Source organism: Xanthomonas cassavae CFBP 4642 (assembly GCF_000454545.1).
Taxonomy (GTDB): Bacteria; Pseudomonadota; Gammaproteobacteria; order Xanthomonadales; family Xanthomonadaceae; genus Xanthomonas; species Xanthomonas cassavae.
This window is the reverse complement of the sequence record NZ_CM002139.1, coordinates 4,813,576-4,838,467: the sequence shown is the minus strand read 5'-3', so window position 1 is coordinate 4,838,467 and position 24,892 is coordinate 4,813,576. Positions and strand designations below refer to the sequence as shown.

Here is a 24,892-nt window from a genome sequence, read left to right as displayed (position 1 = left end):
CTGCTGCAGAGGATTCCCATGTCGGCCCAGCCCATCAGTGACTTTTATGCCTACCCGGACGCTGCCGGCCATTTCGGCAAGTTCGGCGGCCGCTTCGTCGCCGAAACCCTGATCGGCCCGCTGCAGGAACTGGCTGCCGCCTACGACCAGGCGCGTCAGGATCCGAGCTTCATCGCCGAATACGACAAGGACCTCAAGCACTACGTCGGCCGGCCCAGCCCGATCTATCGCGCCGAGCGGCTCAGTCGCGAGGTGGGCGGGGCGCAGATCCTGCTCAAGCGCGAGGACCTGAACCACACCGGCGCGCACAAGATCAACAACACCATCGGCCAGGCCTTGCTGGCCAGCCGCATGGGCAAGACCCGCATCATCGCCGAGACCGGTGCCGGCCAGCACGGCGTGGCCAGTGCCACGGTGGCGGCGCGGCTGGGCCTGGAGTGCGTGGTCTACATGGGTGCCACCGACATCGAGCGGCAGAAGATCAACGTCTACCGCATGAAGCTACTGGGCGCGACGGTGATTCCGGTGACCTCCGGCTCGGCCACGCTCAAGGATGCGCTCAACGAGGCGATGCGCGACTGGGTGACCAATGTGCGCGACACCTTCTACATCATCGGCACCGTGGCCGGCCCGGACCCGTATCCGCGCATGGTGCGCGACTTCAACGCCATCGTTGGCCGCGAAGCGCGCGAGCAGATGCTGCAGGACTACGGCCGGCTGCCGGATGCGATCAGCGCCTGTGTCGGCGGCGGCAGCAATGCGATCGGCCTGTTCCACGCCTTCCTCAATGACCCCGGCGTCAGGATCTACGGTGCCGAGGCGGCGGGCGACGGCATCGCCACCGGCCGGCATGCCGCCTCCATCGCCGCAGGCCGCCCCGGCGTGCTGCACGGCAACCGCACCTATGTGATCTGCGACGACGACGGCCAGATCACCGAGACCCATTCGATCTCCGCCGGCCTGGATTACCCGGGCGTGGGGCCGGAGCACTCTTTCCTGTCCGATAGCGGCCGCGCGGTGTATCAGGGCATCACCGACGACGAGGCGATGGCCGCCTTCCATCTGCTGGCGCATACCGAAGGCATTCTGGCCGCGCTCGAATCGAGCCACGCGGTGGCGCAGTCGATCAAGCTCGCGCGCGCGATGCCCAAGGACGCGCTGATCCTGTGCAACCTGTCCGGCCGCGGCGACAAGGACGTGCACACCATCGCTGCGCGCGAAGGCGTGCAGGTCTGATGCCACTGCGGCGCGTCACGGTGACCGCGCTGGTCGACCAGCCGGGCGCCGCAGATCCGCACCTGCTCGGAAAACAGTGGCTGCGGCTGCTGCCTGGACGGTTTTGACCTCGAGGTCGACGCCCAGGCATTGACCGAACTGCTGCCTGCCATGCACCAGGATATCCATTGAAGCAATCGCACCGCCTCTAACTTTTTTGCAAGGTCTTTCAATGCGTCGTATCGACGAAACCTTCCAGCGCCTGCGCGCTGATGGCCGCAAGGCACTCATCCCCTTCATCACCGCCGGCGACCCGTCGCTGGAAGCCACCGTACCGGTCATGCACGCGCTGGTGCGTGCCGGTGCCGACGTCATCGAGCTGGGGGTGCCGTTCTCCGACCCGATGGCCGACGGCCCCACCATCCAGCGCAGCTCCGAGCGCGCGCTGGGCCGTGGTGCCGGCCTGGCCTACGTGCTGGAAGCGGTGCACGAGTTTCGCCGCGAAGATGCCGTCACCCCGGTGGTGCTGATGGGCTACCTCAATCCGATCGAGATCCACGGCACCCGGCGCTTCGCCGAGGCTGCCGTGGCCGCGGGCGTGGATGGCCTGCTGCTGGTGGACCTGCCGCCGGAAGAGGCGGACGAAACCCGGGACATCTTCAGCGACGTCGGGCTGGCACTGATCGCGCTGGCCTCGCCGACCACCAGCGAGCAGCGCCTGGACATGCTGTGCAGTACCGCGCAGGGTTACCTGTACTACGTGAGCTTTGCTGGCGTCACCGGTGCCTCGGACCGGCTCGATACCCAGGCCGCCAGCGACCGCCTGCGCCAGTTGCGCCACCGCGCCGGCGCGCCGGTGGTGGCCGGCTTCGGCATCAAGGACGCCGCCAGCGCGGCCGCGATGGCCGTCGATGCCGATGGCGTGGTGGTCGGCAGCGCCCTGGTGGCGGCCCTGGCCGAAGCGGGCGACGTCCGCAGCGCCCGCGAACGCGCCGAAGCCTTCCTGGCCCCGCTTCGGCAGGCGCTGGATCGACCCTGAAGCCAGGCCAAAGCCGCTCCCGCGTGGATGCCTGCGGCTTCGCCCGTACCCTCACCCCAACCCCCGCTCCGCGCCCCGGCCTGCGCTTGCAGCGCGGGCGCTCCAAGGCACGCGCGCCAGTGGCGCGCAACCCGTGCCTTCTCGCCCCGGGGGGAGAGGGGCTTTCGTCGCCTTCTCCCGTCGGGGGCGGATGAGGGGGCGGGTGAAGCCATGGGCACTCAAGCGAAAGCGCCGCAGCTACAACGCGCCGAAGCAACCTGCAATCAACCAGCTGCCAGCATTCCGGAACGTCAGGCCACCCCAAGGCCCATCAGGGGTTAACACGCGCCAGATCTTGCGTTCATGACGTCCGCTACCTTGGCATTCCTGCGGCGCGTTAGACTGTCGCTCCTCTGCGGCCTGCAAGGCCGCCCTGCATGGATTGTCATACACGCATGAGTTGGCTCAGCAAATTGATGCCCTCCGGCATCCGCACCGAGAACACCCCGGCCAAGAAGCGCAGCGTTCCCGAGGGTCTGTGGGAAAAGTGCAGCAACTGCGGCAGCGCGCTGTACGGCCCGGAGCTCGAAGAGAACCTGGAGGTGTGTCCGAAGTGTGACCACCACATGGCCATTCGCGCCCGCGCGCGGCTGAACTCGCTGTTCGACCCGGAGACCGCGACCACCGAGATCGCCGCCCAGCTGGGCCCGGTCGACGTGCTCAAGTTCAAGGACCAGAAGCGTTACGGCGAACGCATCAAGGCCAGCCAGAAGGCCAGCGGCGAGTACGACGCGCTGATCGCCATGCGCGGCACGCTCAAGGGCAATCCGCTGGTTGCCGCCGCCTTCGACTTCGCCTTCATGGGTGGCTCGATGGGTTCGGTGGTCGGCGAGCGCTTTGCGCGTGCGGCCGAAGTGGCGCTGGAAGTGGGCTGCCCGTTCGTGTGCTTTTCCGCCAGTGGCGGCGCGCGCATGCAGGAAGGCCTGTTCTCGCTGATGCAGATGGCCAAGACCTCCGCAGCGCTCGGGCGCCTGCGCGACGCCGGCCTGCCGTATATCTCGGTGCTGACCCATCCCACCACCGGTGGCGTGTCGGCATCGTTTGCCATGCTGGGCGACATCAACATCGCCGAGCCGCATGCACTGATCGGCTTCGCCGGCCCGCGCGTGATCGAGCAGACCGTGCGCGAAACGTTGCCGGAAGGCTTTCAGCGCTCGGAATTCCTGCTCGACCACGGCGCCATCGACCAGATCTGCGACCGTCGCCAGATGCGCGACCGCATCGCCGAGCTCACTGCCATGATGATGCGGCAGGCGCAGCCGCACGACGTCGACGCCGCATGAGCGCACGCAAATATTTCGGTACCGACGGCATCCGCGGGCGGGTCGGGCAGGGCGTGATCTCGGCCGACTTTGTGCTGCGCCTGGGCAATGCGCTGGGTCGTGTGCTCACCCAGGGCCGCAGCAAGCGTCCGCTGGTGTTGATCGGCAAGGACACGCGCATTTCCGGCTATATGTTCGAAGCGGCGTTGGAAGCCGGCCTGGTCGCGGCCGGCGCCGACGTGCAGATGATCGGGCCGATGCCGACACCGGCGATCGCGTTCTTGACCACCACTCTGCGCGCCGATGCCGGGGTGGTGATCAGTGCTTCGCACAACCCGCACTACGACAACGGCATCAAGTTCTTTTCCGCCGAGGGCGAGAAGCTCGACGACGCCACCGAAGCGGCGATCGAAGCCGCCCTGGACGAGCCGTTCCACACCGTGGAATCCGAGCGCCTGGGCAAGGCCATCCGTACCCGCGACGCGATCGGCCGCTATATCGAGTTCTGCAAGGCCAGCGTGGCGCGCGGCTTCACCCTGCAGGGACTGAAGATGGTGCTGGACTGCGCGCATGGCGCCACCTATCACATTGCGCCGATGCTGTTCCGCGAGCTGGGCGCCGAGGTGGTGGTGATCGGCGCCGCACCGGATGGGCTCAATATCAACGACGGTGTGGGGTCGACGCATATCGACAATCTCGCCGCCAAGGTGCGGCAGAGCGGGGCGCATCTGGGCATCGCCTTCGACGGCGACGGCGACCGTGTGCTGATGGCCGACGACCAGGGCAACCCGGTCGACGGCGACGACCTGCTGTACGTGCTGGCACGGTCGTGGCAGGCCAGTGGCCGGCTCACCGGCACGGTGGTCGGCACGTTGATGACCAACTACGGGCTGGAACCGGCGCTGGCCAGGCTGCAGATCCCGTTCCAGCGCGCGAAGGTCGGCGACCGTTACGTGCACCAGGCATTGGTCGAAGGCGGCGGCACGCTGGGCGGGGAAACCTCCGGCCACCTGCTGTGCCTGGACCGTGCCAGCACCGGCGATGGCATCGTCAGCGCGCTGCAGGTGCTCGAAGCCCTGGGCCGCGACGGGCATAGCCTGCGCGAAGCGCTGCGCGATCTGGCCAAGGTGCCGCAGAAGACCGTGAACGTGCGTCTGGATGGCGGCGCCGCCAAGGCGATCGTAGAGGCGCCCGGTGTGCAGCAGGCGTTGCAGCAGGCGCAGGTGGCGGTGCAGGGGCGCGGACGCGCCTTCCTGCGTCCCTCGGGCACCGAGCCGGTGGTGCGCGTGACCGTGGAAGCCGACGATGCCGGCCTGATGCAGGCCACGCTCGACCGTCTCTCCGGAGCGGTGCGTGACGCGGCGTGAGTCGCTGATCATTGGCGTGTGCGTAGTCTTCGCCAAGGCCGTGACGTTCTACCTGTTATATCGCCTGTTGTCCTGAGCGGCAGGCGTCTCCTTTCCCGACTTCCACTGCAGATACCCGTATGAGCGCCCGCATCCCGACCCTGGACATCACCCGTTTCGACAGCGACCGCGACGCCTTCGTCGCCGAGCTCGGTGCGGCCTACCGGCAGTGGGGTTTTGCCGGCATCCGCAATCACGGCATTGCACAGGCCGATATCGATGCCGCCTACGAGGTGTTCAAGGCGTTCTTCGCCCTGACCGAAGAGGTGAAGCGCCGCTATCACCTCGCCGGTAGCGGCGGTGCGCGTGGCTACACCGCCTTCGGCGTGGAAACCGCCAAGGACTCCAGGCATTTCGATCTGAAGGAGTTCTGGCATATCGGCCGCGAGATTCCCGACGATTCGCCGTATCGCGAGGTGATGCCGCCGAATCTGTGGCCGGAAGAAGTGCCCGGCTTCCGCGAACGCGGCTACCGGCTGTACAAGCAGCTGGATCAGCTCGGCTCGCGGGTGCTCTCGGCGCTGGCCCTGCACATCGGCCTGCCGCAGGACTATTTCGTCGACAAGACCAACAACGGCAATTCGATCCTGCGCCCGATCCATTACCCGCCGATCACCAGTGACGACATCCCCAACGTGCGTGCCGGCGCGCACGGCGACATCAACTTCATCACTCTGTTGGTCGGTGCCAGTGCCGCCGGGCTGGAAGTGCGCTCCAACGATGGCGAGTGGGTGCCGTTCACCGCAGACGCCGACACCATCGTGGTCAATATCGGCGACATGCTGCAGCGGCTCACCAATCACGTGTATCCGTCGACGATCCACCGCGTGGTCAATCCCCCGGGCGAAGCCGCGCGCAAGCCGCGCTATTCGGTGCCGTTCTTCCTGCACCCGAATCCAGATTTCGTGATCGACGTGCTGCCCTCGTGCATCAGCGCCGGCAATCCCAGCCGCTATCCCGAGCCGATCACCGCGCATGGATTCCTGGAAGAGCGCCTGCGCGAGATCAAGCTGAAGTAATCACCGCAGCAGCGGCGCCGTGGCGTTTACGGTCTTGCTGCCAGCAGTGGAGGGCGCTGCGCTGCATTGCCGCGCCCGCAACACAGCCATGACACCGGCCACACTTCCGTTCATAAAATTCTGCTCGTGTCTGGTTAAAGCTTGCGATCACTCGCGCCGATAAATCAGTCTGATCGCTAGCGCGACGTCGGACTCGCCTGGCGCCCGCTGCCGATTGCACGAGGTATTGGCGCATGCGGATGCGGTGGATCAAACAAGCAAGTGCGGTATCGGCGCTTGCACTCTGTGGCGCGATGGCGCCTGGGGCGGCAACGCCGGTGAGCGTGACCGTCACCGATGCCAATGGCGTCCTGGTCGATGCGGTGGTCAGCCTGGAGGTGCCGCGTCCTGCTGCTGCCGCGGTCGGGAAGACCGTTGAGATGGATCAGGTCAATTCGCAGTTCGTTCCTGCGGTGCTGGCGATATCTGTCGGGACCGCGGTGCGGTTTCCGAACAACGACCAGATCCGCCATCAGGTCTATTCGTTCTCTCCCGCCAAGCGCTTCGAATTGCCGTTGTTCCAGGGCACCACAGCGGCGCCGGTACGGTTCGATCAAGCGGGCCTGGTAACGGTGGGCTGCAACATCCACGACTGGATGCTGGGCTACATCGTGGTGCTGGATACTCCGTATTTCGGCAAGACCGGTAGCGATGGCCGCGTGCAACTTGATGCACCGGCGGGTGCGTACACGCTGCGCGTCTGGCATCCGCGCATCAAGGGCGCAGCGGCCACCGAGCCGCTGCAGGTTGCACGCGAGGCGGTGCAACGCCGCGTCACCCTGCAGACCACGGGCGCTGCCCCGACGGTGGCGCCGGCGGACGATCGGGTGCGCGCGCTGCAGGACAAGTTCCGCCGCGCCGAGCCCAAGAAGCCGCATCCATGAAAGCGATGCGGCTGCATACGCGCATTGCGGTCCTGCTAGTGCTGGTTGTGCTTGCCACGCAGGCGCTGACCTTCATCGCAGTGCAATTGGCAACCGAACGCAGCGTCAAGGCGCAACTGGGCGAAGAACTGCAGATCGGCGAACGCGTCTGGCAGCGCATCAACCTGCGTCGCGACGAACAACTGCTGCAGTCGGCATCGGTGCTGGCAGACGACTTCGGATTTCGCGCCGCGGTGGCCAGCGGCGATGTCCCCACCATGCAATCGGCGCTGCGCAATCATGCTGCGCGCATGTCCGCGCAGACCGCGCTGCTGCTCTCGCCGGATGGGCAATTCCTGACCGGGCTGGCCGACGTGCCGCAGGCCGAACAACTACGTGCCGTTCAGGCATTGTTGCAGCAGGCGCAGCGCGACGGGCGCGCGGTCGGCGTGGTCGCGCTGGATCAGCACATCGTGCGGCTGGCGGTGGTGCAGGTGCTGGCGCCAAGCCGCGTGGGCTGGATCGCGATCGGCAACGAATCCGGCGAAGGCCTGGCGCAGGACTTCCGCAGCACGACCGGACTGGATGCCACGTTCTATGCCGATGGGTCGCCAATCCGCGTCCTGGCATCCACCCTGGAGCCGGCTGCACGCAGCGAATTTGCGCAGCAGTTGCCGGCGGCCGAGCGCACCCAGGCGGCGGCCATTCCGTTGACGCTGGGCCAGTCGCGCTACCTGGTCAAGCTGCAATCGATCCAGGGCGATAGTCATGTGCGGGTGGCGCTGCAGGCATCGCTGGATCGCGCCGTGGCGCCTTACCGCATCCTCAAGTTGCGCATCCTGCTGCTTGCCGGCCTGGCCACGGCCGCCGCCCTGGGTGTGGCGATCTTCTTGGCGCGTAGCGTCAGCAAGCCGGTGGCGCAACTGGTGCAGGCGGCGCGACGCATCCAGCGAGGCGATTACCAGAACGCGGTCGAGGTCCCGCCGGGCCGTGAGCTGGCCGAACTCGCCGATAGCTTCGGGCGCATGCAGCAACAGATTGCAAGCCGCGAGCGGCACATCCTGCATCAGGCCCGGCACGATGCGTTGACCGGTCTGCCCAACCGCCTCTGGCTGCTGGAGCGACTCAGGGACGTGGTGGAACAGACGGTGGCCTCGGGCGGTACGGCGGCGGTGCTGATCCTGGATCTGGAGCGGTTCAAGGAACTCAACGACAGCCTCGGTCACGATTTCGCCGACCAGGTGCTGGTCGAGGTCGGGCAACGCCTGGCCAATGTGGTGCAGTCGCCCAATCTGGTGGGTCGGCTCGGCAGCGACGAATTCATGGTGGTGGTGGCGCAGGCCGACGCCTCGACCGTGCAGCAGGACGCGCAGCGCCTGCTGCTGCAGCTGCGTCGTCCACTGGTGCTGCCGCAGGCGCGCATCCAGCTCGAAGCCAGCATCGGCATCGCCTTGATTCCCGAGCATGGCGCCGACCCGGACACCTTGTTGCGCCGCGCCGACATTGCGCGGCGTCAGCTGGGCGACGCCACCACCGTTGGCGCCAGCGTCTACCGCATGGGGCAGGACGAGCAGCATCTGCGGCGGCTGCGACTCACCGGCGATCTGCGTCAGGCCATCGGCGGCAATGAGTTGACCCTGCGCTTCCAGCCCAAGATCTGCCTGCGCAGCGATCAGGTGGAGCAGGTCGAGGTGCTGGTGCGTTGGCATCACCCCACGCTGGGCCTGATCGGTCCGGACGAATTCATCCCGCTGGCCGAGCATTCCGGGGTGATCCATCCGCTGACCCGCTTCGTGCTGGACGAGGCGCTGCGCTGTCAGGCGCACTGGCGCAGGCAGGGGCTGGAGTTGGGCATGGCGATCAATCTGTCTGCGCTGGATCTCTCCGATCCCGGTCTGCCTGATTACGTGCGCGCGCGCCTGGAACAGCATGCGGTGCCGGCGCAAACGGTCACCCTGGAATTGACCGAAAGCGCCCTGATGCGCGATGTCGAATCTGCGCTGCACATGCTGCACCAGTTGCGCAGCGTCGGCGTGCGCTTGTCCATCGACGACTTCGGCACCGGCTATTCCTCGCTGGCCCAACTCAAGCGCATGCCGGTCAACGAATTGAAGATCGACAAGAGCTTCGTCATGCAGCTGGCCGACGGCACCGACGATGCCTTCATCGTGCGCAGTACCATCGATCTTGGACACAACCTCGGTCTGAGCGTGATCGCCGAAGGCGTCGAGAACGCGACGGCACTGGAGCTGCTGCGCGGCTATGGCTGCGATATGGTGCAGGGCTATCTGTACGCGCCGCCGCTGGAACAGGCGCCGCTGGTGGCGTGGTGCATGCGTCAACTCGGCAAGTCTTCGCCAGCGCAATCAGGAGCGCACCGATGAAGTTCAGCATCCGTGGCGCGGTCATCGTTGCGGCGGTCGGTATCGCGCTGATCCCGGCACTGGCCATCGCCGGAGAGGGGCGCCTGCTGGCCACCGGCGGCGTATCGATGATCGAAGGCAGCAGCGGTGGCGGCATCGTGCCGTGGGCGACATTGTCCGGCTACGGTACCCGCGATGAGCTCGGCACCGTGTTGTTCGCTACCCATGTCGACAGCGGCGATTACCGGCTCGATGTACAGGGCGCCGCATTGACCGTTGGCAACCGGCTGGAGCTGTCGCTTGCGCGTCAGCGCCTGGACCTGGGCGCCTTGCAGGACCGTCTGGCGCTGCCGTGGAATGCGCTGGGCCAGGATGTGTTCGGCGCCAAGCTGCGCGTGTCCGGCGATCTGGTGTACGGCCGCGGCCCGCAGGTCAGCGTGGGCGTGCAGTACAAGCGTCTGCGCGATGGCACGCTGCCACTGGCGATCGGTGCCCGCGACGATCACGGTACCGACGTCTACGTCAGTGCCAGCCGGTTGTTGCTGCAAGGCGCCGGCGGCTACCAGTTACTGCTCAACGGCACGCTGCGTGCGACGCGCGCCAACCAGACCGGTCTGCTCGGCTTTGGCGGCGATCGTCGCGACAGTTGCCGGCTGGTTGCCGAAGCCAGCGCCGCCATCGTGCTCTCGCCGTCGTGGGCGGTCGGGGTGGAGTATCGCGACAAGCCGGACAACCTGGGCTTTGCGCGCGAACAGGCCTGGGCGGACGGTTTCGTGGCCTGGTTTCCCAATAAGCATGTCTCGCTCACCGCAGCCTGGGCCGATCTGGGCGACATCGCCACGTTGACCGATCAACGCGGCCCCTATCTCTCCCTGCAGGTGGCGTTCTGATGAATCGATGGCTGCGTGGTTGCCTGATGTGCATGCTGTGCCTGCTCGGCGCCTGCGCCACCACGCGCACGCAGCCGACGCTGTATGACGAGCTCGGCGGGCAGTCCGGTATCGAGGCCCTGGTGGAGACCATGTTGTCGCGCATCGCCGACGACCAGCGCATCGTCGACAAGTTCGCGCGCGTCAACATCGTCATGCTCAACGCCCGGCTGGTGCAGAAGTTCTGTCACGTTGCCGATGGCCCGTGCCCGGACACCGCCAAGTCGATGCAGCAGGCGCACCAGCATCTGGCCATCCGCGAAAGTGACTTCAATGCATTGGTGGAAGATCTGAACTGGGCGATGGATCAACGCAAGATCCCGCGTCGCACCCAGAACCGCTTGTTGGCGCGGCTGGCCGCGATGCACGGGGAGATCGTCAATCGCTGAGCCGTGCCTTTCGCCGTAGGCGGATTGCGTCGCCTGGCCCCGATGCCTGCACGGCCGCCCTGAACCGCCGGCCATGGCCGGCTCAGTCCAGCGGCCGTACCCGATGCGAGCCGCGCGCCATCAGGCGCAAGGCCAGCGCGTGCGGCAACACGCGCAGGGCGGCGTTGACCAGACGATAGCGCCAACCCGGCACCGCCAGCACCTGCCCACGCTCCAACGCGGCGATGCCGTATTCGGCGACCGCATCGGCCTGTAGCCAGGCCCAGGCGGGCAGGGTGGACATCGCTTCGCGCGTGCCCGTGACGTCGTGGAATTCCGACCACGCAAAGCCCGGGCACAAGGCACACACCTTGACCGCGCAATCGGCGTTTTCCAGTGCCAGCGATTCGCTGAAGCGCAGCAGGAAACTCTTGCTGGCCGCATACAGGGTCTGCCCATCGGCACTGGGCGTGAGCGCGGCGAACGAGGCCACGTTGAGAATGCGCCCCTGGCCGCTGGCGCGGATCATCGGCAGCAACCGCCAGGTGAGTTCGCACACCGCGCCTATCATCACCTGTAGAAAGCGTGCATGCGTGGCCCAGTCGTTGCGCAGATACCGGCCCGGCACGCCATAGCCGGCATTGTTGACCAGGGTGCCCACCGTCCAGCCCGCGCGCTGGATCTGCGCAACCAGCATCTGCGCCGCGTCCGGGTCGGCCAGGTCGGCCGGCAGGATTTCCACGCGCACCCGCATGCCCAGTTCGGTGGCCAGCGCCTGCAGCCGGTCCACCCGTCGCGCGGTCAGGATCAAAGGTATGCCCCGACTGGCATACGCCCGTGCGATCTCGCGGCCGATGCCGCTGGAGGCGCCGGTGATCAGGGCGAAGACAGGCGAATCGGACATGGCGGGTTCCTGTTGAGGGAGGCATAGGACATCTGTCGGACACAAGTGTGCCGGTTGCCGACAGGGCATGGGCTATTCTGTCGCCCGTCTTCAACTCAGGAACCTGCGCCTGATGCGTCGCAAAATCGTTGCTGGAAACTGGAAGCTGCATGGTAGCCGCACCTTCGCCACCGACCTGGTGGCCAAGGTCGCCGCGCACATGCCCCTGGAGGGTGTCGATGTCGTCATCCTGCCGCCACTGCCTTACCTCGGCGACCTGATCGAGGATTTCGAGGCACATCACCTGTCCTTCGGAGCCCAGGACGTCAGCAGTAACGAGAAGGGCGCCTACACCGGCGAGGTGTCGGCCACGATGCTGGTGGATGTCGGTGCCGAGTACGGCCTGGTCGGCCACTCCGAGCGCCGCCAGTACCATCAGGAGAACAGCGAGCTGGTGGCGCACAAGTTTGCCGCCGCCCTCCACGCCGGATTGATCCCGGTGCTGTGCATGGGCGAATCGCTGGAACAGCGTGAGGCCGGTCAGACTGAGGCAATCCTGCGTGCTCAGCTCGAACCGGTGATTGCCCTGGTCGGTCGCCAAGGCTTCGAACGGGCCGTGCTCGCATACGAGCCGATCTGGGCGATCGGCACCGGGCGGACCGCCAGTCCGGCCCAGGCCCAGGCCGTGCACGCCTTCCTGCGTGGCGAAGTCGCGAAGGCGGATGCTAGAATCGCCGATTGCCTGCCCATCCTGTACGGGGGTAGTGTCAAGCCCGACAACGCGGCCGAGCTGTTCGCGCAGCCCGACGTCGATGGCGGGCTGGTCGGTGGCGCATCACTGGTTGCCGAAGACTTCCTGGCCATCGCGCGTGCGGCGGCCGCTCGTTAACCCATTAAGTTTTGTCCGGGGACGGATTTCGAAATGCTGATGTTGATCCTCAATGTGGTCTACGTACTGGTCGCGCTGGCGATGATTGCGCTGATCCTGATGCAGCGCGGTGCCGGTGCTGCGGCCGGGTCCGGTTTCGGCGCGGGTGCGTCGGGCACGGTGTTCGGGTCGCAGGGTGCGTCGAACTTCCTGTCCAAGTCGACCAAGTGGCTGGCGGTGGTGTTCTTCAGCATCAGCCTGTTCATGGCCTGGTACGCCACCCATGGCGCCCGTCCCACCGACCAGAACCTGGGTGTAATGTCGCAGGCGGCAACTCCTGCGCCGGCCGCCGCCGCTGGTGAGCTGACCCAGCCGCTGCCGCAGGCGCCCGCCAGCGGTGCAGTGCCGACCGCTCCATCGCAGCCGGCGCCTGTCGCCGCACCGGCTGCAACGCCGGCGCAGCCCGCGGCCACGCAGCCGGTGCCTGCGGCACGCGAAGAAAACGCTTCAGAACCAGCACAAAAACGCTGAAGCCGGTTACAATACGCTGCGCACTGGGATGCCCAGCGTCGCAACGTATGCCCAGGTGGCGGAATTGGTAGACGCACTACCTTGAGGTGGTAGCGACTTAGGTCGTAGGGGTTCGAGTCCCCTCTTGGGCACCATTGTTTGGCTGCAGTTCCTGCGCATTGCGGCATGCCGCGCGCGGGGTCTGCCTATACCCCATGCCGGCACGCGGCGCGTGCGGGCAGAGGCAAGAGAGAATCGCTGTGCTGGCCGAATATTTGCCGAGTCTGCTGTTTCTGGTTGTCGCCACTGGCATCGGCATCGTGTTGATGCTGATTGGCCGGTTCCTCGCTCCGCGCAGCCCGGACGCGCGCAAGCTCTCGCCGTACGAGTGTGGCTTCGAGGCATTCGAAGACGCGCGCATGAAGTTCGATGTGCGCTACTACCTCATTGCGATCCAGTTCATCGTGTTCGACCTGGAAATCATCTTTATCGTGCCCTGGACGCAGGTGTTCATGGAGATCGGCGCGCGTTCGCTGGTCACCATGGGGCTGTTCGTCGGCATGTTGTTCCTCGGCTTTATCTATGTGTGGAAGAAGGGAGCGCTGGAATGGGAGTGATTCAGACCCTGGATCGTCTGATGACCAACCCGATGCCGGAAGGCCGGGTGGAAGACATCCTGCGCCCGGAAGGCGAAAACCCGCTGCTGGAAAAGGGCTATGTGACCACCAGCGTCGACGCACTGCTGAACTGGGCACGCACCGGCTCGATGTGGCCGATGACCTTCGGCCTGGCGTGCTGCGCGGTCGAGATGATGCATGCCGGCGCCGCGCGTCTGGATCTTGACCGCTACGGCGTGGTGTTCCGCCCGTCGCCGCGCCAGTCCGACGTGATGATCGTCGCCGGTACGCTGGTCAACAAGATGGCTCCGGCGCTGCGCAAGGTCTACGACCAGATGCCGGACCCGAAGTGGGTCATTTCGATGGGCAGCTGCGCCAATGGCGGCGGCTACTACCATTATTCGTATTCGGTGGTGCGCGGTTGCGATCGCATCGTGCCGGTGGACATCTATGTCCCGGGCTGCCCGCCGACCGCCGAGGCGCTGGTCTACGGCATCCTGCAGCTGCAGAAGAAGATCTGGCGAACCCAGACCATCGCACGCTGACACCCGTCTTCTCCTACCGAGAGCAGCCAAGCCCCCATGGCAGAGCAAGCATCCTCCTTCACTGACCGACTCGCGGCACGTTTCGCCGGTGCGCAGATCGCCGTGGCCCTGCCGCGCGGCGAGGTGACGCTGGAAGTCGCTGCGGCCGACTGGCACGCGACCTGTCTTGCGCTGCGCGACGAACTCGGTTTCGAACAGCTCAGCGACCTGTGTGGCGTCGATTACCTGGGGTATGGCAGCGACGAATGGGACACTGCCGATGTGTCCTCGCAGGGGTTCAGCCGCGGCGTCGAGGGCAAGGCCGTCGGTCGTTTCGCCTGGGGCGAATTCCCCAGCCAGGAAAGCTCCGATGGCGCCCAGCCGCAGCAGCTGCCCAAGCAGCGTTTCGCAGTGGTCGCCCAGCTGATTTCCTACCGGTACAACCAGCGTCTGCGGGTGCGTTGCTATGCGCCGGACGAGCAAGTGCCAGTCGTGGCCTCGGTGACCGACATCTGGCCGGGCGTGAACTGGTTCGAGCGCGAAGCCTTCGACCTGTTCGGCATCGTGTTCGATGGTCATCCGGACCTGCGCCGCATCCTGACCGACTATGGATTCGTCGGCCATCCGTTCCGCAAGGATTTCCCGCTGATCGGCAATGTCGAAGTGCGCTACGACGACGAGCGCAAGCGCGTGGTGTACGAGCCGGTGACATCGGTCGAGCCGCGTGTTGGCGTGCCGCGCGTGATCCGCGACGACGCCCGTTATGAGACTGCCGCCGGTGAAGTGGGCAAGTCGGAGACTGCCAAGTGAGTGAGTTCCGCCAGGCAACCGATGCCTTCGCGAGCAATCCTGTGGAAAGCAAGCAGGAAATCCGCAATTACACGATGAACTTCGGCCCGCAGCATCCTGCGGCGCACGGCGTGCTGCGCCTGATCCTGGAAATGGATGGCGAAACCGTGGTGCGCGCCGATCCGCATATCGGCCTGCTGCACCGTGGCACCGAGAAGCTGGCCGAGTCCAAGCCGTTCAACCAGTCGGTGCCGTACATGGACCGCCTGGATTACGTGTCGATGATGTGCAACGAACACGCCTATGTGCGCGCGATCGAGTCCCTGATGGGCATCGAGGCACCCGAGCGTGCGCAGTACATCCGCACCATGTTCGACGAGATCACCCGCATCAAGAATCACTTGATGTGGGTCGGCTCCAATGCGCTCGATCTGGGCGCGATGGCGGTGATGCTGTACGCGTTCCGCGAGCGCGAAGAGCTGATGGACGTGTACGAGGCGGTCAGCGGCGCGCGCATGCACGCGGCCTATTACCGCCCGGGCGGCGTCTACCGCGATCTGCCCGATCGCATGCCGCAGTACAAGGAATCGCGCTGGCACAAGGGCGGGGCGCTGAAGAAGCGCAACGCCGGTCGCGAAGGCAGCATGCTGGACTTCCTGGAGGAGTTCACCAACACCTTCCCGTCGCGTGTGGACGAATACGAAACCCTGCTGACCGATAACCGCATCTGGAAGCAGCGTACCGTGGATGTCGGCATCATCAGCCCGGATCTGGCACGTGCCTGGGGCATGACCGGTCCGATGCTGCGTGGTTCGGGTATCGAATGGGATCTGCGCAAGAAGCAGCCCTACGCCAAGTACGACGCAGTGGAGTTCGATATCCCGGTCGGCACCAATGGCGACTGCTACGACCGTTACCTGGTCCGCGTGGCCGAGATGCGCGAGTCCAACCGCATCATCAAGCAGTGCGTAACCTGGCTCAAGGCCAACCCGGGCCCGGTCATGGTGCCCAATTTCAAGGTCGCCCCGCCCAGCCGCGAAGGCATGAAGGACGACATGGAAGCGTTGATCCATCACTTCAAGCTGTTCAGTGAAGGCTACTGCGTGCCGGCCGGCGAAACCTATAGCGCGGTCGAAGCGCCCAAGGGCGAGTTCGGCTGCTACCTGATGTCCGATGGCGCCAACAAGCCGTTCCGCGTGCATCTGCGCGCGCCGGGCTTTGCGCATCTGTCGTCGATGGACGCGGTGGTGCGGGGCTATCTGCTGGCCGATGTCGTGGCGATGATCGGTACTTACGATTTGGTTTTCGGTGAGGTTGACCGATGAAGGCGACGGGTAATTTCGAAGCGGCGCGCGACGTCGATCCGCAGGTGGTGCTGAGCGAGAAGACGCGCGCGCACATCGATCATTGGCTGAGCAAGTTTCCGCCCGACCGCAAGCGGTCGGCGGTGCTGCAGGGCCTGCATGCTGCGCAGGAACAGAACCAGGGCTGGCTGACCGACGAGTTGATCGTGGGCGTGGCCAAGTATCTGGAACTGCCGCCGGTGTGGGCGTATGAGGTCGCCAGCTTCTACTCGATGTTCGAGACCGAACGCGTCGGCCGCCACAACGTGGCGTTCTGCACCAACATCAGCTGCTGGCTCAACGGCGCCGAAGATCTGCTGGCCCATGCTGAAAAGAAGCTGGGTTGCAAGCTGGGTCAGTCGACGGCCGATGGCCGCGTCTACCTCAAGCGCGAAGAAGAGTGTCTGGCGGCCTGCTCCGCAGCGCCGATGATGGTCATCAACGGCCACTACCACGAGCACCTGACGAAAGAGAAGGTCGACGCGCTGCTGGACGGGCTGGAGTAAGACATGGCACATCATCACGCACCCACAGGCCCAGTCGGTCCGGCGCCGTTGCCGCATCAGGTCGTCTACACGACCCTGCACTACGACACTCCGTGGTCGTACGAGAGCTATCTGAAAGCCGGTGGCTACGCCGCGCTGCGCAAGATCCTGGAAGAAAAGATTCCGCCGGCCGATGTCATCGAAATGGTCAAGGCGTCGAACCTGCGCGGTCGCGGTGGTGCAGGCTTTCCGACCGGGTTGAAGTGGTCGTTCATGCCCAAGGGCACGATGCAGAAGTACATCCTGTGCAATTCGGACGAATCCGAGCCGGGCACCTGCAAAGACCGCGACATCCTGCGCTACAACCCGCATTCGGTGGTGGAGGGCATGGCGATCGCCTGCTACGCCACCGGCTCGACGGTGGGCTACAACTACCTGCGTGGCGAATTCCACCACGAGCCGTTCGAAAACTTCGAGCTGGCACTGGCTGATGCCTATGCCAACGGTTGGTTGGGCAAGAACATTCTCGGCAGCGGCGTGGATATCGACATCTACGGTGCGCTGGGTGCCGGCGCTTACATCTGCGGCGAAGAAACCGCATTGATGGAATCGCTGGAAGGCAAGAAAGGCCAGCCGCGCTACAAGCCGCCGTTCCCGGCGAACTTCGGCCTGTACGGCAAGCCGACCACCATCAACAATACCGAGACCTATGCGTCGGTGCCGGCGATCATTCGCAACGGGCCGGAGTGGTTCCTCGGTTTGAGCAAGACCAAAAACGGCGGCCCGAAGATTTTCTCGGTGTCCGGTTGCGTGCAGAAGGGCGGCAACTTCGAAGTGCCGCTCGGCACCACCTTCGACGAATTGCTGGAAATGGCCGGCGGTCTGCGCCCGGGTCGCACCCTCAAGGGCGTGGTGCCCGGCGGCGTGTCGATGCCGGTGCTGAAGGCCGACCAGGTCGCTGGCCTGCAGATGGATTACGACACCTTGCGTGCGCTCGGCACCGGTCTGGGTTCTGGCGCCATCGTGGTGCTGGACGACAGCGTCTGCTGCGTGCGTTTCGCTTGCCGCATTTCGCAGTTCTTCCACAAGGAATCCTGCGGCCAGTGCACCCCGTGCCGCGAAGGAACCGGCTGGATGCACCGCGTGCTGGAGCGCATCGTTGCCGGCAAGGCCACGATGGAAGACCTGCATCAGCTGCGCACCGTCGCCGGCCAGATCGAAGGCCACACCATCTGCGCGTTCGGTGAAGCGGCAGCATGGCCGATTCAGGGCTTCCTGCGCCAGTTCTGGGACGAATTCGAATACTACATCGTCAACGGTCGTTCGATCGTCGATACGCACGTCGGAGTGGCTGCATGAGCGCCCAACCAGTGAACCCGAACGTGCCACCGGACCATGTGACCGTCGAGATCGACGGGCAGTCCCTGGTGGTGCCGAAGGGCTCGATGATCATCCAGGCCGCCGACAAGGCCGGCATCCCGATTCCGCGCTTCTGCTACCACGAGAAGCTGCCGATCGCGGCCAATTGCCGCATGTGCCTGGTCGATGTCGAAAAGTCGCCCAAGCCGTCGCCCGCCTGCGCCACGCCGGTGATGGATGGCATGAAGGTCACCACGCGTAGCGAAAAGGCGCTGAAGTACCAGCGCAGCGTGATGGAATTCCTGCTGATCAATCACCCGCTGGATTGCCCAATCTGCGATCAGGGCGGCGAGTGCGAGCTGCAGGACGTCTCGCTCGGCTACGGCCGCTCGGTGAGCCGCTTCAACGAGCGCAAGCGCGTGGTGCCGGACGAGGACATCGGTCCGCTGATCGCCACCGAGATGACCCGCTGCATCCAGTGCACGCGCTGCGTGCGCTTCACTGCGGACATCGCCGGCACCTACGAGCTGGGCGGCATGTATCGCGGCGAAAACCTGCAGATCGGCACCTACGACGGCAAGCCGCTGACCACCGAAATTTCCGGCAACGTCATCGACGTGTGCCCGGTGGGCGCGCTGACCAACAAGGTGTTCCAGTTCCGCGCACGTCCGTGGGAATTGATGGCGCGCGAGTCGCTTGGCTACCACGATGCGATGGGCTCGAACCTGTTCCTGCACGTGCGTCGCGGCGAAGTGCTGCGCACCGTGCCGCGCGAGAACGAAGCGGTCAACGAATGCTGGCTGTCCGATCGCGACCGTTATTCGCACCAGGGCCTGTATTCGGATGACCGTGCGGTCAAGCCGCTGAAGAAGGTCAACGGTGAGTGGACCGAGGTGAGCTGGGTCGAAGGTCTGGCTGCCGCGACGCAGATCCTGCGCGACAATGCCGGCGATCAGCTCGGTGTGCTGGTGCATCCGGCCACCTCGAACGAGGAGGGCGCGCTGCTTGCGCGTCTGGCCGAAGGGCTGGGCAGCGGCAATCTGGATCACCGTCTGCTGAACCGCGACTTCTCCGACGCGGCAGTGGCCGAGCCGTTTGCCACGCCGCTGGCCGAGATCGAGCAGGCCGATGTGGTGGTGCTGTTCGGCAGCAATGTGCGTCATGAGCTGCCGCTGCTGCATGCGCGGTTGCGCAAGGCGCATATCCAGAACCGCACGCAGATCCATTCGGTCAATCCGGTCGATTTCGATTTCGCCTTCACCCAGGCCAGCCGCACCGTGGTCGCGCCGTCGCAGTTGGCAGCTGCGCTCGACGACGCCACCCTGCGTGATGCCGTCAAGGGTGCGACACGCGCGGTGATCGTGGTCGGCGCATTGGCCGAAAATCATCCGCAGGCTGCAGCGCTGCGTGCCGCTGCACGCGACTTCGCCGCCGCAACCGGCGCATCGCTGTGCCGCATCCCGCAGGGTGCCAACGCCGTGGGCCTGGTGTCGCAGGGTGTGCTGCCGTCCGCACGCGATGTGGCCGGCATGCTGGCGCAACCGCGTCAGGCCTATGTGTTGTACGGCATCGAGCCTGGCCTGGATTTTGCCGACGCCGCCGCTGCCCGCACCGCGCTTGCCGGTGCCAAGGTCGTTGCATTCAGCCAGTTCGCCTGCGCGTCGACGCGCGATGTGGCGGACGTGATTCTGCCGATCGGTGCATTACCGGAAATCGATGCCTCGCTGACCAATCTCGACGGTCGCGTGCAGACCGCACGTGCTGCAGGCCGCCTGCCGGTCGAAGCGCGTGAGGGTTGGCGCGTCCTGCGCGCGCTTGGTGGCGAGCTGGGTCTGGCCGGTTTCGAATTCATCGATCTGGTCGGCCTGCGTGCCGGCATGCAGAACCGCACGGTGAGCCCGGCCGCTTCGGCGCAGCCGGCTGTCTCCGGCACAGGTCTGGAAGTGGCGGCAACCGCGGCGATCTATCGCACCGATGCCGTCGTGCGCCGCGCCGCCGCGCTGCAGTCGCACCCGCTCAATATCGCCCCGTGTGTGGCGATGCATCCGGAGCAGGCCGCGCAGTTGCAGGTCGGCGAAGGGCAGATGGTCAAGGTAGGCACCGACGCGGGTAAGGCGACGTTGCCGGTGGTGCTGGACAAGCGCGTCGCACCGGGCACGGTGTGGATCGAATCCGGCCATGGCGCAACCGCGCCGCTCGGTGCCGGTCGTGTAACGGTGGTGGCTGCATGAACGAATTGCTGTTGAACGTGGTCGATCCCCTCCATCAATGGTTCCTTGGGCTGGGCGACGGTGGCGTGGTGCTCTGGGCCGTGCTGAAGATCCTGCTGATCGCCGTGCCGGTGATCGTATCGGTGGCCTTCTACGTGGTGTGGGAGCGCAAGTTGATCGGCTGGATGCACGTGCGCCACGGGCCCATGTATGTGGGCATGGGCATCTTCCAGGCCTTCGCCGACGTCTTCAAGCTCCTGTTCAAGGAGATCCTGCAGCCGGCCAGCTCGCACAAGGCGATGTTCATCATCGCGCCGCTGCTGACGCTGGCGCCGGCCTTCGCCGCCTGGTCGGTGGTGCCGTTCGATGCGCAGCTGGTGTTGTCCAATGCAAACGTGGGTCTGCTGTATCTGCTGGCGATGACCTCGCTGGGCGTGTACGGCATCATCCTGGCGGGCTGGGCATCCAACTCCAAGTACGCCTTCCTGGGTGCGATGCGCTCGGCCGCGCAGGTGGTCAGCTACGAAATCGCGATGGGCTTTGCGCTGGTTGGCGTGATGATCGCCTCGGGTAGCGTCAATCTGAGCCAGATCGTGCTGGCACAGGGCGGCAATTCGGGCTTTTTCGACTGGTTCCTGATTCCGCTGTTCCCGTTGTTCATCGTGTACTGGGTCTCCGGCGTTGCCGAAACCAACCGCGCGCCGTTCGACGTGGTGGAAGGCGAATCGGAAATCGTTGCCGGCCACATGGTGGAATACTCGGGCGGCGCGTTCGCGCTGTTCTTCCTGGCCGAATACGCCAACATGATCCTGGTCAGCTTCCTGATCTCGATCTTCTTCCTCGGCGGTTGGTTGAGCCCGATCCAGGGCTGGGTCAATGCGGATATCTCGCCGTGGATCGACTGGCTGTGGAAGGGCGGTTGGCCGTGGCTGCTGATGAAGGTGTTCTTCTTCGCCAGCGCCTACATCTGGTTCCGCGCCAGCTTCCCGCGCTACCGCTACGACCAGATCATGCGTCTGGGCTGGAAGGTGTTCATTCCGCTCACGATCGTATGGATCGCAGTGACGGCATTGATGGTGTTTTACGGCGTGATCCAGAAGGGCGTGTAACTGATGAACAAGATCACCCATTACTTCAAGAGCCTGCTGCTGCTCGAACTGCTCGGCGGTTTGTGGCTGACGTTGAAATACACGTTCAAGCCCAAGTACACCGTGCTGTACCCGATGGAGAAGTTCCCGCAGTCGCCGCGTTTCCGTGGCTTGCACGCCCTGCGCCGCTATCCCAACGGCGAAGAGCGCTGCATTGCCTGCAAGCTGTGCGAAGCGGTATGCCCGGCGCTGGCGATCACCATCGACTCGGCCAAGCGCGAGGACGGCACCCGCCGCACCACGCGTTACGACATCGACCTGTTCAAGTGCATCTTCTGCGGCTTCTGCGAAGAAAGCTGCCCGGTGGACTCGATCGTCGAGACGCACATCCTCGAGTACCACTTCGAGAAGCGTGGCGAGAACATTGTCAACAAGCCGCAGCTGCTGGCGATCGGAGACCGGCTCGAAGCCGAGATCGCCGAGCGTCGCGCTGCCGATGCCGCCTTCCGTTGAGGTCATGATGGACTGGGTCACTATTGCTTTCTACGCCTTCTCCGCCGTCGCGGTCGTTTCCGCCGGTGCGGTGATCAGCGTGCGCAACCCGGTGTACGCCGTGTTGTGCCTGATCCTCACCTTCTTCTCGATGGCCTGCATCTGGTTGCTGGTCGGCGCCGAGTTCCTCGGCGTCACGCTGGTGCTCGTCTACGTCGGCGCGGTGATGGTGCTGTTCCTGTTCGTGGTGATGATGCTCGACATCGACACCAGTCGCCTGCGCGAGGGCTGGGTCAAGTACATGCCGCTCGGCGTCATCGTCGCCGTGGCGATGCTGGCGCAGATGGTCACCTTGATCGGTGTCAAGGCGCGCAGCGTCACGCCGTTCCCGGCAGACAACGCAGCGGCACAAGCCGCAGACAGCTCGAACCTGACCTGGCTGGCCAAGAGCCTGTACACCGAATTCTTGCTGCCGTTCGAATTTGCCGCAGTGATCCTGACCGTGGCGGTGGTGGCGGCGGTGATGCTGACCCTGCGCAAGCGCACCGGCATCAAGATGCAGAATGCGTCCGAGCAGTCGCGGGTCAAGGCTGGCGATCGACTTCGCATGGTCAAAATGACGGTTGAAACGCCGGTACAGGTCGCACCGCAGGGCGACGCGGCCGACGGACAGGAGGCAAAGTCTTGATTACCTTGGGCCACCTGCTTGGACTGGGCGCGGTGCTGTTCTGCATCTCCCTGGCCGGCATCTTCCTCAACCGCAAGAACGTCATCGTGTTGCTGATGTCGATCGAGTTGATGCTGCTGTCGGTCAACGTCAACTTCATTGCGTTTTCGCGCGAGCTTGGCGACACCGCCGGTCAGTTGTTCGTGTTCTTCATCCTGACCGTCGCCGCCGCGGAGGCTGCGATCGGCCTTGCGATCCTGGTGACTCTGTTCCGCACACGCCGCACGATCAATGTGGCCGAAGTCGATACGTTGAAGGGCTGACCTGTAGATGGAAATCACTCTCTCCAAGAGTCTGCTGATCGCAGTGGTGCTCGCACCGCTGGTCGGCAGCATCATCGCCGGCCTGTTCGGTCGTCAGGTGGGGCGCAAGGGCGCGCAGTACGTCACCATCCTCGGCGTTGCGGTCAGCTGTGTGCTGTCGTGCCTGACGCTGTACCAACTGGTGGAGCAGGGCGCCAGCCCGTTCAACCAGAACCTGTACACCTTCTTCGACGTCGGCAGCTACTCGGCACACGTCGGTTTCATGGTCGATCGCTTGACCGCGATGATGATGGTGGTGGTGACCTTCGTGTCGTTGCTGGTGCACATCTACACCATCGGCTACATGGAAGAAGATCCGGGCTACCAGCGCTTCTTCAGCTATATCTCGTTGTTCACCTTCTCCATGCTCACGCTGGTGATGAGCAACAACTTCCTGCAGCTGTTCTTCGGCTGGGAAGCGGTGGGCCTGGTGTCGTACCTGCTGATCGGTTTCTGGTTCAAGCGCCCGACTGCGGTATTCGCCAACATGAAGGCGTTCCTGGTCAATCGCGTCGGCGACTTCGGTTTCATTCTCGGTATTGCCGGCGTGCTGCTGTGGTTCGGCTCGCTGGATTACTCCACCGTGTTTGCCAACGCGACCACCATGGCCGGTGCCAAGGTGCAGCTGTTTGCCGGTCACGAATGGAGCGTGATGACGCTGATCTGCATCTGCCTGTTCATCGGTGCGATGGGTAAGTCGGCGCAGGTACCGTTACATGTGTGGCTGCCGGACTCGATGGAAGGCCCGACGCCGATCTCGGCGCTGATCCATGCCGCAACGATGGTGACCGCCGGCATCTTCATGGTGGCGCGCATGTCGCCGCTGTTCGAGCTGTCGGAAACCGCGCTGAACTTCATCTTGTTCATCGGTGCGACCACGGCCTTCTTCACCGGCCTGATCGGCATCGTGCAGAACGATATCAAGCGCGTGGTGGCGTATTCCACGCTGTCGCAGCTGGGCTACATGACCGTGGCGCTGGGCGTGTCGGCCTATTCGGCGGCGGTGTTCCATCTGATGACCCACGCCTTCTTCAAGGCGCTGCTGTTCCTGGCGGCCGGTTCGGTCATCATCGGCATGCACCACGAGCAGGACATGCGCAAGATGGGCGGCCTGCGCAAGTACATGAAGGTGACCTACTGGACCAGTGTGATCGGTACCCTGGCCCTGGTCGGTACGCCGTTCTTCTCCGGCTTCTACTCGAAGGACACCATCATCGAGGCGGCTGCGCACCATGCGCACGAATCGCACAGCTGGGTGGCGACCTATGGCTACTGGGCGGTGCTCGGCGGCGTGTTGGTGACCAGCTTCTACAGCTTCCGTCTGCTGTTCCTGACCTTCCACGGCAAGGAACGCTTCCGCGATGCGCATGCGCACGACGCGCATGCACACCACGACAGTGCGCACACCGATGCCGGGGCGCAGGTCCACGCGCACGACAGTCATGCGCACGACGTACATTCACACGATGCGCACGGCCACGACGACCACGGTCATGGCCACCACGGTGTGCACGAGCCGCACGAGTCCAAGTGGGTGGTCACGCTGCCGTTGATCCTGCTGGCGATTCCGTCGGTGGCGATCGGTTTCTTCACCATCGGTCCGATGCTGTTCGGCACCGACTGGCAGGGCCACCACGCCGCGCATGCGCTGCAGGGCCAGGCGGTCTCGTTCTTCACCGGCATCGTCGATTTCTACGACCCGGCGCGCGATACCGTCGGCGCCCTGGCCGAAGAATTCCATGGCCCGGTCGCGTTCGCACTGCACGGCATGATGGCGGCACCGTTCTTCCTGACCGTTGCCGGCCTGTTGCTCGCCGCGCTGTTCTACCTGTGGAAGCCGGAGCTGGCCACCAAGTCGCGCAAGGCCTTCGCGCCCATCGTGTGGCTGCTGGAAAACAAGTACGGCTTCGACAAGCTCTGGATCAATGGCTTCGCCGGTGGCGGCGTTGTCCTTGGCAAGGCGTCACGTGCAGTCGATACCCATGTGGTCGACGGTGCGGTCGTCAATGGTTCTGCCCGACTGATCGACCTGGCTGCAAATCTGCTGCGTCGCACGCAATCCGGTTTCCTCTATCACTACGCCTTCGCAATGATCATCGGTTTGATCGCCTTGTTGGCGGTACTGATGCATTTCTGGCGTTGACCTGTACGGA

Annotated in this window: 24 protein-coding genes and 1 tRNA gene; 24 read left to right on the top strand and 1 reads right to left on the bottom strand. The window is 64.8% G+C overall.

Annotation, left to right across the window (positions count from 1 at the left end; translation table 11 throughout):
- The first annotated feature begins 18 nt into the window (after positions 1-18).
- From trpB to XCSCFBP4642_RS0121570, 9 genes are all read left to right on the top strand, one after another.
- Entirely contained in the window at positions 19-1,236 is a 1,218-nt protein-coding gene (trpB, locus tag XCSCFBP4642_RS0121615; protein WP_029221596.1) for a tryptophan synthase subunit beta, read from the top strand.
- A 211-nt stretch (positions 1,237-1,447) separates the two neighbouring features.
- The gene (trpA, locus tag XCSCFBP4642_RS0121605; protein WP_029221595.1) at positions 1,448-2,254 is read left to right on the top strand and encodes a tryptophan synthase subunit alpha; all 807 of its coding nucleotides are present in this window, start codon (positions 1,448-1,450) and stop codon (positions 2,252-2,254) included.
- Positions 2,255-2,688: 434 nt separating this feature from the next.
- The gene (gene accD, locus XCSCFBP4642_RS0121600; RefSeq protein ID WP_029221594.1) at positions 2,689-3,576 is read left to right on the top strand and encodes an acetyl-CoA carboxylase, carboxyltransferase subunit beta; all 888 of its coding nucleotides are present in this window, start codon (positions 2,689-2,691) and stop codon (positions 3,574-3,576) included.
- Positions 3,573-4,922 carry a phosphoglucosamine mutase gene (glmM, locus tag XCSCFBP4642_RS0121595; protein ID WP_029221593.1) on the top strand — a complete coding sequence of 450 codons (1,350 nt, stop codon included), beginning with the start codon at positions 3,573-3,575 and terminating at the stop codon, positions 4,920-4,922. Before accD ends, glmM begins: the two co-directional genes overlap by 4 nt.
- A gap of 119 nt (positions 4,923-5,041) precedes the next feature.
- Entirely contained in the window at positions 5,042-5,980 is a 939-nt protein-coding gene (locus XCSCFBP4642_RS0121590; RefSeq protein WP_029221592.1) for an isopenicillin N synthase family dioxygenase, read from the top strand.
- Between the two features lie 239 nt (positions 5,981-6,219).
- On the top strand, positions 6,220-6,903 hold the full coding sequence (locus XCSCFBP4642_RS0121585; protein WP_029221591.1) for a methylamine utilization protein: 684 nt from the start codon (positions 6,220-6,222) through the stop codon (positions 6,901-6,903).
- The gene (locus tag XCSCFBP4642_RS0121580; RefSeq protein ID WP_029221590.1) at positions 6,900-9,266 is read left to right on the top strand and encodes a putative bifunctional diguanylate cyclase/phosphodiesterase; all 2,367 of its coding nucleotides are present in this window, start codon (positions 6,900-6,902) and stop codon (positions 9,264-9,266) included. Before XCSCFBP4642_RS0121585 ends, XCSCFBP4642_RS0121580 begins: the two co-directional genes overlap by 4 nt.
- Positions 9,263-10,135, top strand: coding sequence for a DUF3034 family protein (locus XCSCFBP4642_RS0121575; protein ID WP_029221589.1), 873 nt, complete (start codon positions 9,263-9,265; stop codon positions 10,133-10,135). Before XCSCFBP4642_RS0121580 ends, XCSCFBP4642_RS0121575 begins: the two co-directional genes overlap by 4 nt.
- Positions 10,135-10,563 (top strand): group I truncated hemoglobin, encoded by a 429-nt coding sequence (locus XCSCFBP4642_RS0121570; RefSeq protein WP_029221588.1) that lies wholly within the window; start codon positions 10,135-10,137, stop codon positions 10,561-10,563. The genes XCSCFBP4642_RS0121575 and XCSCFBP4642_RS0121570 overlap by 1 nt, the downstream gene beginning before the upstream one ends.
- Positions 10,564-10,645: 82 nt before the next feature.
- Here the strand turns inward: XCSCFBP4642_RS0121570 and XCSCFBP4642_RS0121565 are convergent, their stop codons facing one another.
- Positions 10,646-11,446, bottom strand: coding sequence for an SDR family NAD(P)-dependent oxidoreductase (locus XCSCFBP4642_RS0121565; protein ID WP_029221587.1), 801 nt, complete (start codon positions 11,444-11,446; stop codon positions 10,646-10,648).
- Positions 11,447-11,558: 112 nt separating this feature from the next.
- Between XCSCFBP4642_RS0121565 and tpiA the strand changes: the two genes are divergently transcribed.
- The 15 genes from tpiA (at position 11,559) to nuoL (ending at position 24,882) form a co-directional block, all read left to right on the top strand.
- Positions 11,559-12,314: a triose-phosphate isomerase gene (tpiA, locus tag XCSCFBP4642_RS0121560; protein ID WP_029221586.1), complete on the top strand. Its 756-nt coding sequence runs from the start codon at positions 11,559-11,561 to the stop codon at positions 12,312-12,314.
- Positions 12,315-12,347: 33 nt separating this feature from the next.
- Positions 12,348-12,824 (top strand): preprotein translocase subunit SecG, encoded by a 477-nt coding sequence (gene secG / locus XCSCFBP4642_RS0121555; RefSeq protein WP_029221585.1) that lies wholly within the window; start codon positions 12,348-12,350, stop codon positions 12,822-12,824.
- 49 nt (positions 12,825-12,873) lie between these two features.
- A tRNA-Leu gene (locus XCSCFBP4642_RS0121550) sits at positions 12,874-12,958 on the top strand.
- Between the two features lie 105 nt (positions 12,959-13,063).
- Positions 13,064-13,420: an NADH-quinone oxidoreductase subunit A gene (locus XCSCFBP4642_RS0121545; protein WP_011037659.1), complete on the top strand. Its 357-nt coding sequence runs from the start codon at positions 13,064-13,066 to the stop codon at positions 13,418-13,420.
- Positions 13,411-13,965: a NuoB/complex I 20 kDa subunit family protein gene (locus XCSCFBP4642_RS0121540; protein WP_016944318.1), complete on the top strand. Its 555-nt coding sequence runs from the start codon at positions 13,411-13,413 to the stop codon at positions 13,963-13,965. The genes XCSCFBP4642_RS0121545 and XCSCFBP4642_RS0121540 overlap by 10 nt, the downstream gene beginning before the upstream one ends.
- A 36-nt stretch (positions 13,966-14,001) precedes the next feature.
- Complete coding sequence (locus tag XCSCFBP4642_RS0121535) at positions 14,002-14,754, top strand: NADH-quinone oxidoreductase subunit C (RefSeq protein WP_029221584.1); 753 nt, start codon at positions 14,002-14,004, stop codon at positions 14,752-14,754.
- A complete protein-coding gene (locus XCSCFBP4642_RS0121530; RefSeq protein ID WP_029221583.1) occupies positions 14,751-16,058 on the top strand; it encodes an NADH-quinone oxidoreductase subunit D in 1,308 nt (435 codons plus the stop codon). The genes XCSCFBP4642_RS0121535 and XCSCFBP4642_RS0121530 overlap by 4 nt, the downstream gene beginning before the upstream one ends.
- Positions 16,055-16,582, top strand: a complete 528-nt coding sequence (gene nuoE / locus XCSCFBP4642_RS0121525; RefSeq protein WP_002810220.1) for an NADH-quinone oxidoreductase subunit NuoE — start codon at positions 16,055-16,057, stop codon at positions 16,580-16,582. The genes XCSCFBP4642_RS0121530 and nuoE overlap by 4 nt, the downstream gene beginning before the upstream one ends.
- 3 nt (positions 16,583-16,585) lie before the next feature.
- On the top strand, positions 16,586-17,920 hold the full coding sequence (gene nuoF, locus XCSCFBP4642_RS0121520; protein WP_029221582.1) for an NADH-quinone oxidoreductase subunit NuoF: 1,335 nt from the start codon (positions 16,586-16,588) through the stop codon (positions 17,918-17,920).
- Entirely contained in the window at positions 17,917-20,151 is a 2,235-nt protein-coding gene (gene nuoG / locus XCSCFBP4642_RS0121515) for an NADH-quinone oxidoreductase subunit NuoG (protein ID WP_029221581.1), read from the top strand. Before nuoF ends, nuoG begins: the two co-directional genes overlap by 4 nt.
- Positions 20,148-21,239 carry an NADH-quinone oxidoreductase subunit NuoH gene (nuoH, locus tag XCSCFBP4642_RS0121510; protein ID WP_029221580.1) on the top strand — a complete coding sequence of 364 codons (1,092 nt, stop codon included), beginning with the start codon at positions 20,148-20,150 and terminating at the stop codon, positions 21,237-21,239. The genes nuoG and nuoH overlap by 4 nt, the downstream gene beginning before the upstream one ends.
- 3 nt (positions 21,240-21,242) lie before the next feature.
- Positions 21,243-21,731: an NADH-quinone oxidoreductase subunit NuoI gene (gene nuoI, locus XCSCFBP4642_RS0121505; protein WP_014508211.1), complete on the top strand. Its 489-nt coding sequence runs from the start codon at positions 21,243-21,245 to the stop codon at positions 21,729-21,731.
- A gap of 4 nt (positions 21,732-21,735) precedes the next feature.
- A complete protein-coding gene (locus XCSCFBP4642_RS0121500; RefSeq protein WP_029221579.1) occupies positions 21,736-22,398 on the top strand; it encodes an NADH-quinone oxidoreductase subunit J in 663 nt (220 codons plus the stop codon).
- Positions 22,395-22,700, top strand: coding sequence for an NADH-quinone oxidoreductase subunit NuoK (nuoK, locus tag XCSCFBP4642_RS0121495; protein ID WP_005914274.1), 306 nt, complete (start codon positions 22,395-22,397; stop codon positions 22,698-22,700). The genes XCSCFBP4642_RS0121500 and nuoK overlap by 4 nt, the downstream gene beginning before the upstream one ends.
- A 7-nt stretch (positions 22,701-22,707) precedes the next feature.
- Positions 22,708-24,882: an NADH-quinone oxidoreductase subunit L gene (gene nuoL / locus XCSCFBP4642_RS0121490; protein ID WP_029221578.1), complete on the top strand. Its 2,175-nt coding sequence runs from the start codon at positions 22,708-22,710 to the stop codon at positions 24,880-24,882.
- The last annotated feature ends 10 nt before the right edge of the window (positions 24,883-24,892 follow it).

Coding starts and splice junctions, on each gene's coding strand:
- XCSCFBP4642_RS0121535 (WP_029221584.1), top strand. CDS start 14,002: ATGGCAGAGCAAGCATCCTCCTTCACTGACCGACTCGCGGCACGTTTC.
- nuoG (WP_029221581.1), top strand. CDS start 17,917: ATGAGCGCCCAACCAGTGAACCCGAACGTGCCACCGGACCATGTGACC.
- nuoE (WP_002810220.1), top strand. CDS start 16,055: ATGAAGGCGACGGGTAATTTCGAAGCGGCGCGCGACGTCGATCCGCAG.
- tpiA (WP_029221586.1), top strand. CDS start 11,559: ATGCGTCGCAAAATCGTTGCTGGAAACTGGAAGCTGCATGGTAGCCGC.
- XCSCFBP4642_RS0121575 (WP_029221589.1), top strand. CDS start 9,263: ATGAAGTTCAGCATCCGTGGCGCGGTCATCGTTGCGGCGGTCGGTATC.
- trpA (WP_029221595.1), top strand. CDS start 1,448: ATGCGTCGTATCGACGAAACCTTCCAGCGCCTGCGCGCTGATGGCCGC.
- XCSCFBP4642_RS0121580 (WP_029221590.1), top strand. CDS start 6,900: ATGAAAGCGATGCGGCTGCATACGCGCATTGCGGTCCTGCTAGTGCTG.
- XCSCFBP4642_RS0121540 (WP_016944318.1), top strand. CDS start 13,411: ATGGGAGTGATTCAGACCCTGGATCGTCTGATGACCAACCCGATGCCG.
- trpB (WP_029221596.1), top strand. CDS start 19: ATGTCGGCCCAGCCCATCAGTGACTTTTATGCCTACCCGGACGCTGCC.
- XCSCFBP4642_RS0121585 (WP_029221591.1), top strand. CDS start 6,220: ATGCGGTGGATCAAACAAGCAAGTGCGGTATCGGCGCTTGCACTCTGT.
- glmM (WP_029221593.1), top strand. CDS start 3,573: ATGAGCGCACGCAAATATTTCGGTACCGACGGCATCCGCGGGCGGGTC.
- accD (WP_029221594.1), top strand. CDS start 2,689: ATGAGTTGGCTCAGCAAATTGATGCCCTCCGGCATCCGCACCGAGAAC.
- secG (WP_029221585.1), top strand. CDS start 12,348: ATGCTGATGTTGATCCTCAATGTGGTCTACGTACTGGTCGCGCTGGCG.
- nuoF (WP_029221582.1), top strand. CDS start 16,586: ATGGCACATCATCACGCACCCACAGGCCCAGTCGGTCCGGCGCCGTTG.
- XCSCFBP4642_RS0121500 (WP_029221579.1), top strand. CDS start 21,736: ATGATGGACTGGGTCACTATTGCTTTCTACGCCTTCTCCGCCGTCGCG.
- XCSCFBP4642_RS0121590 (WP_029221592.1), top strand. CDS start 5,042: ATGAGCGCCCGCATCCCGACCCTGGACATCACCCGTTTCGACAGCGAC.
- nuoH (WP_029221580.1), top strand. CDS start 20,148: ATGAACGAATTGCTGTTGAACGTGGTCGATCCCCTCCATCAATGGTTC.
- XCSCFBP4642_RS0121565 (WP_029221587.1), bottom strand. CDS start 11,446: ATGTCCGATTCGCCTGTCTTCGCCCTGATCACCGGCGCCTCCAGCGGC.
- nuoL (WP_029221578.1), top strand. CDS start 22,708: ATGGAAATCACTCTCTCCAAGAGTCTGCTGATCGCAGTGGTGCTCGCA.
- nuoI (WP_014508211.1), top strand. CDS start 21,243: ATGAACAAGATCACCCATTACTTCAAGAGCCTGCTGCTGCTCGAACTG.
- XCSCFBP4642_RS0121570 (WP_029221588.1), top strand. CDS start 10,135: ATGAATCGATGGCTGCGTGGTTGCCTGATGTGCATGCTGTGCCTGCTC.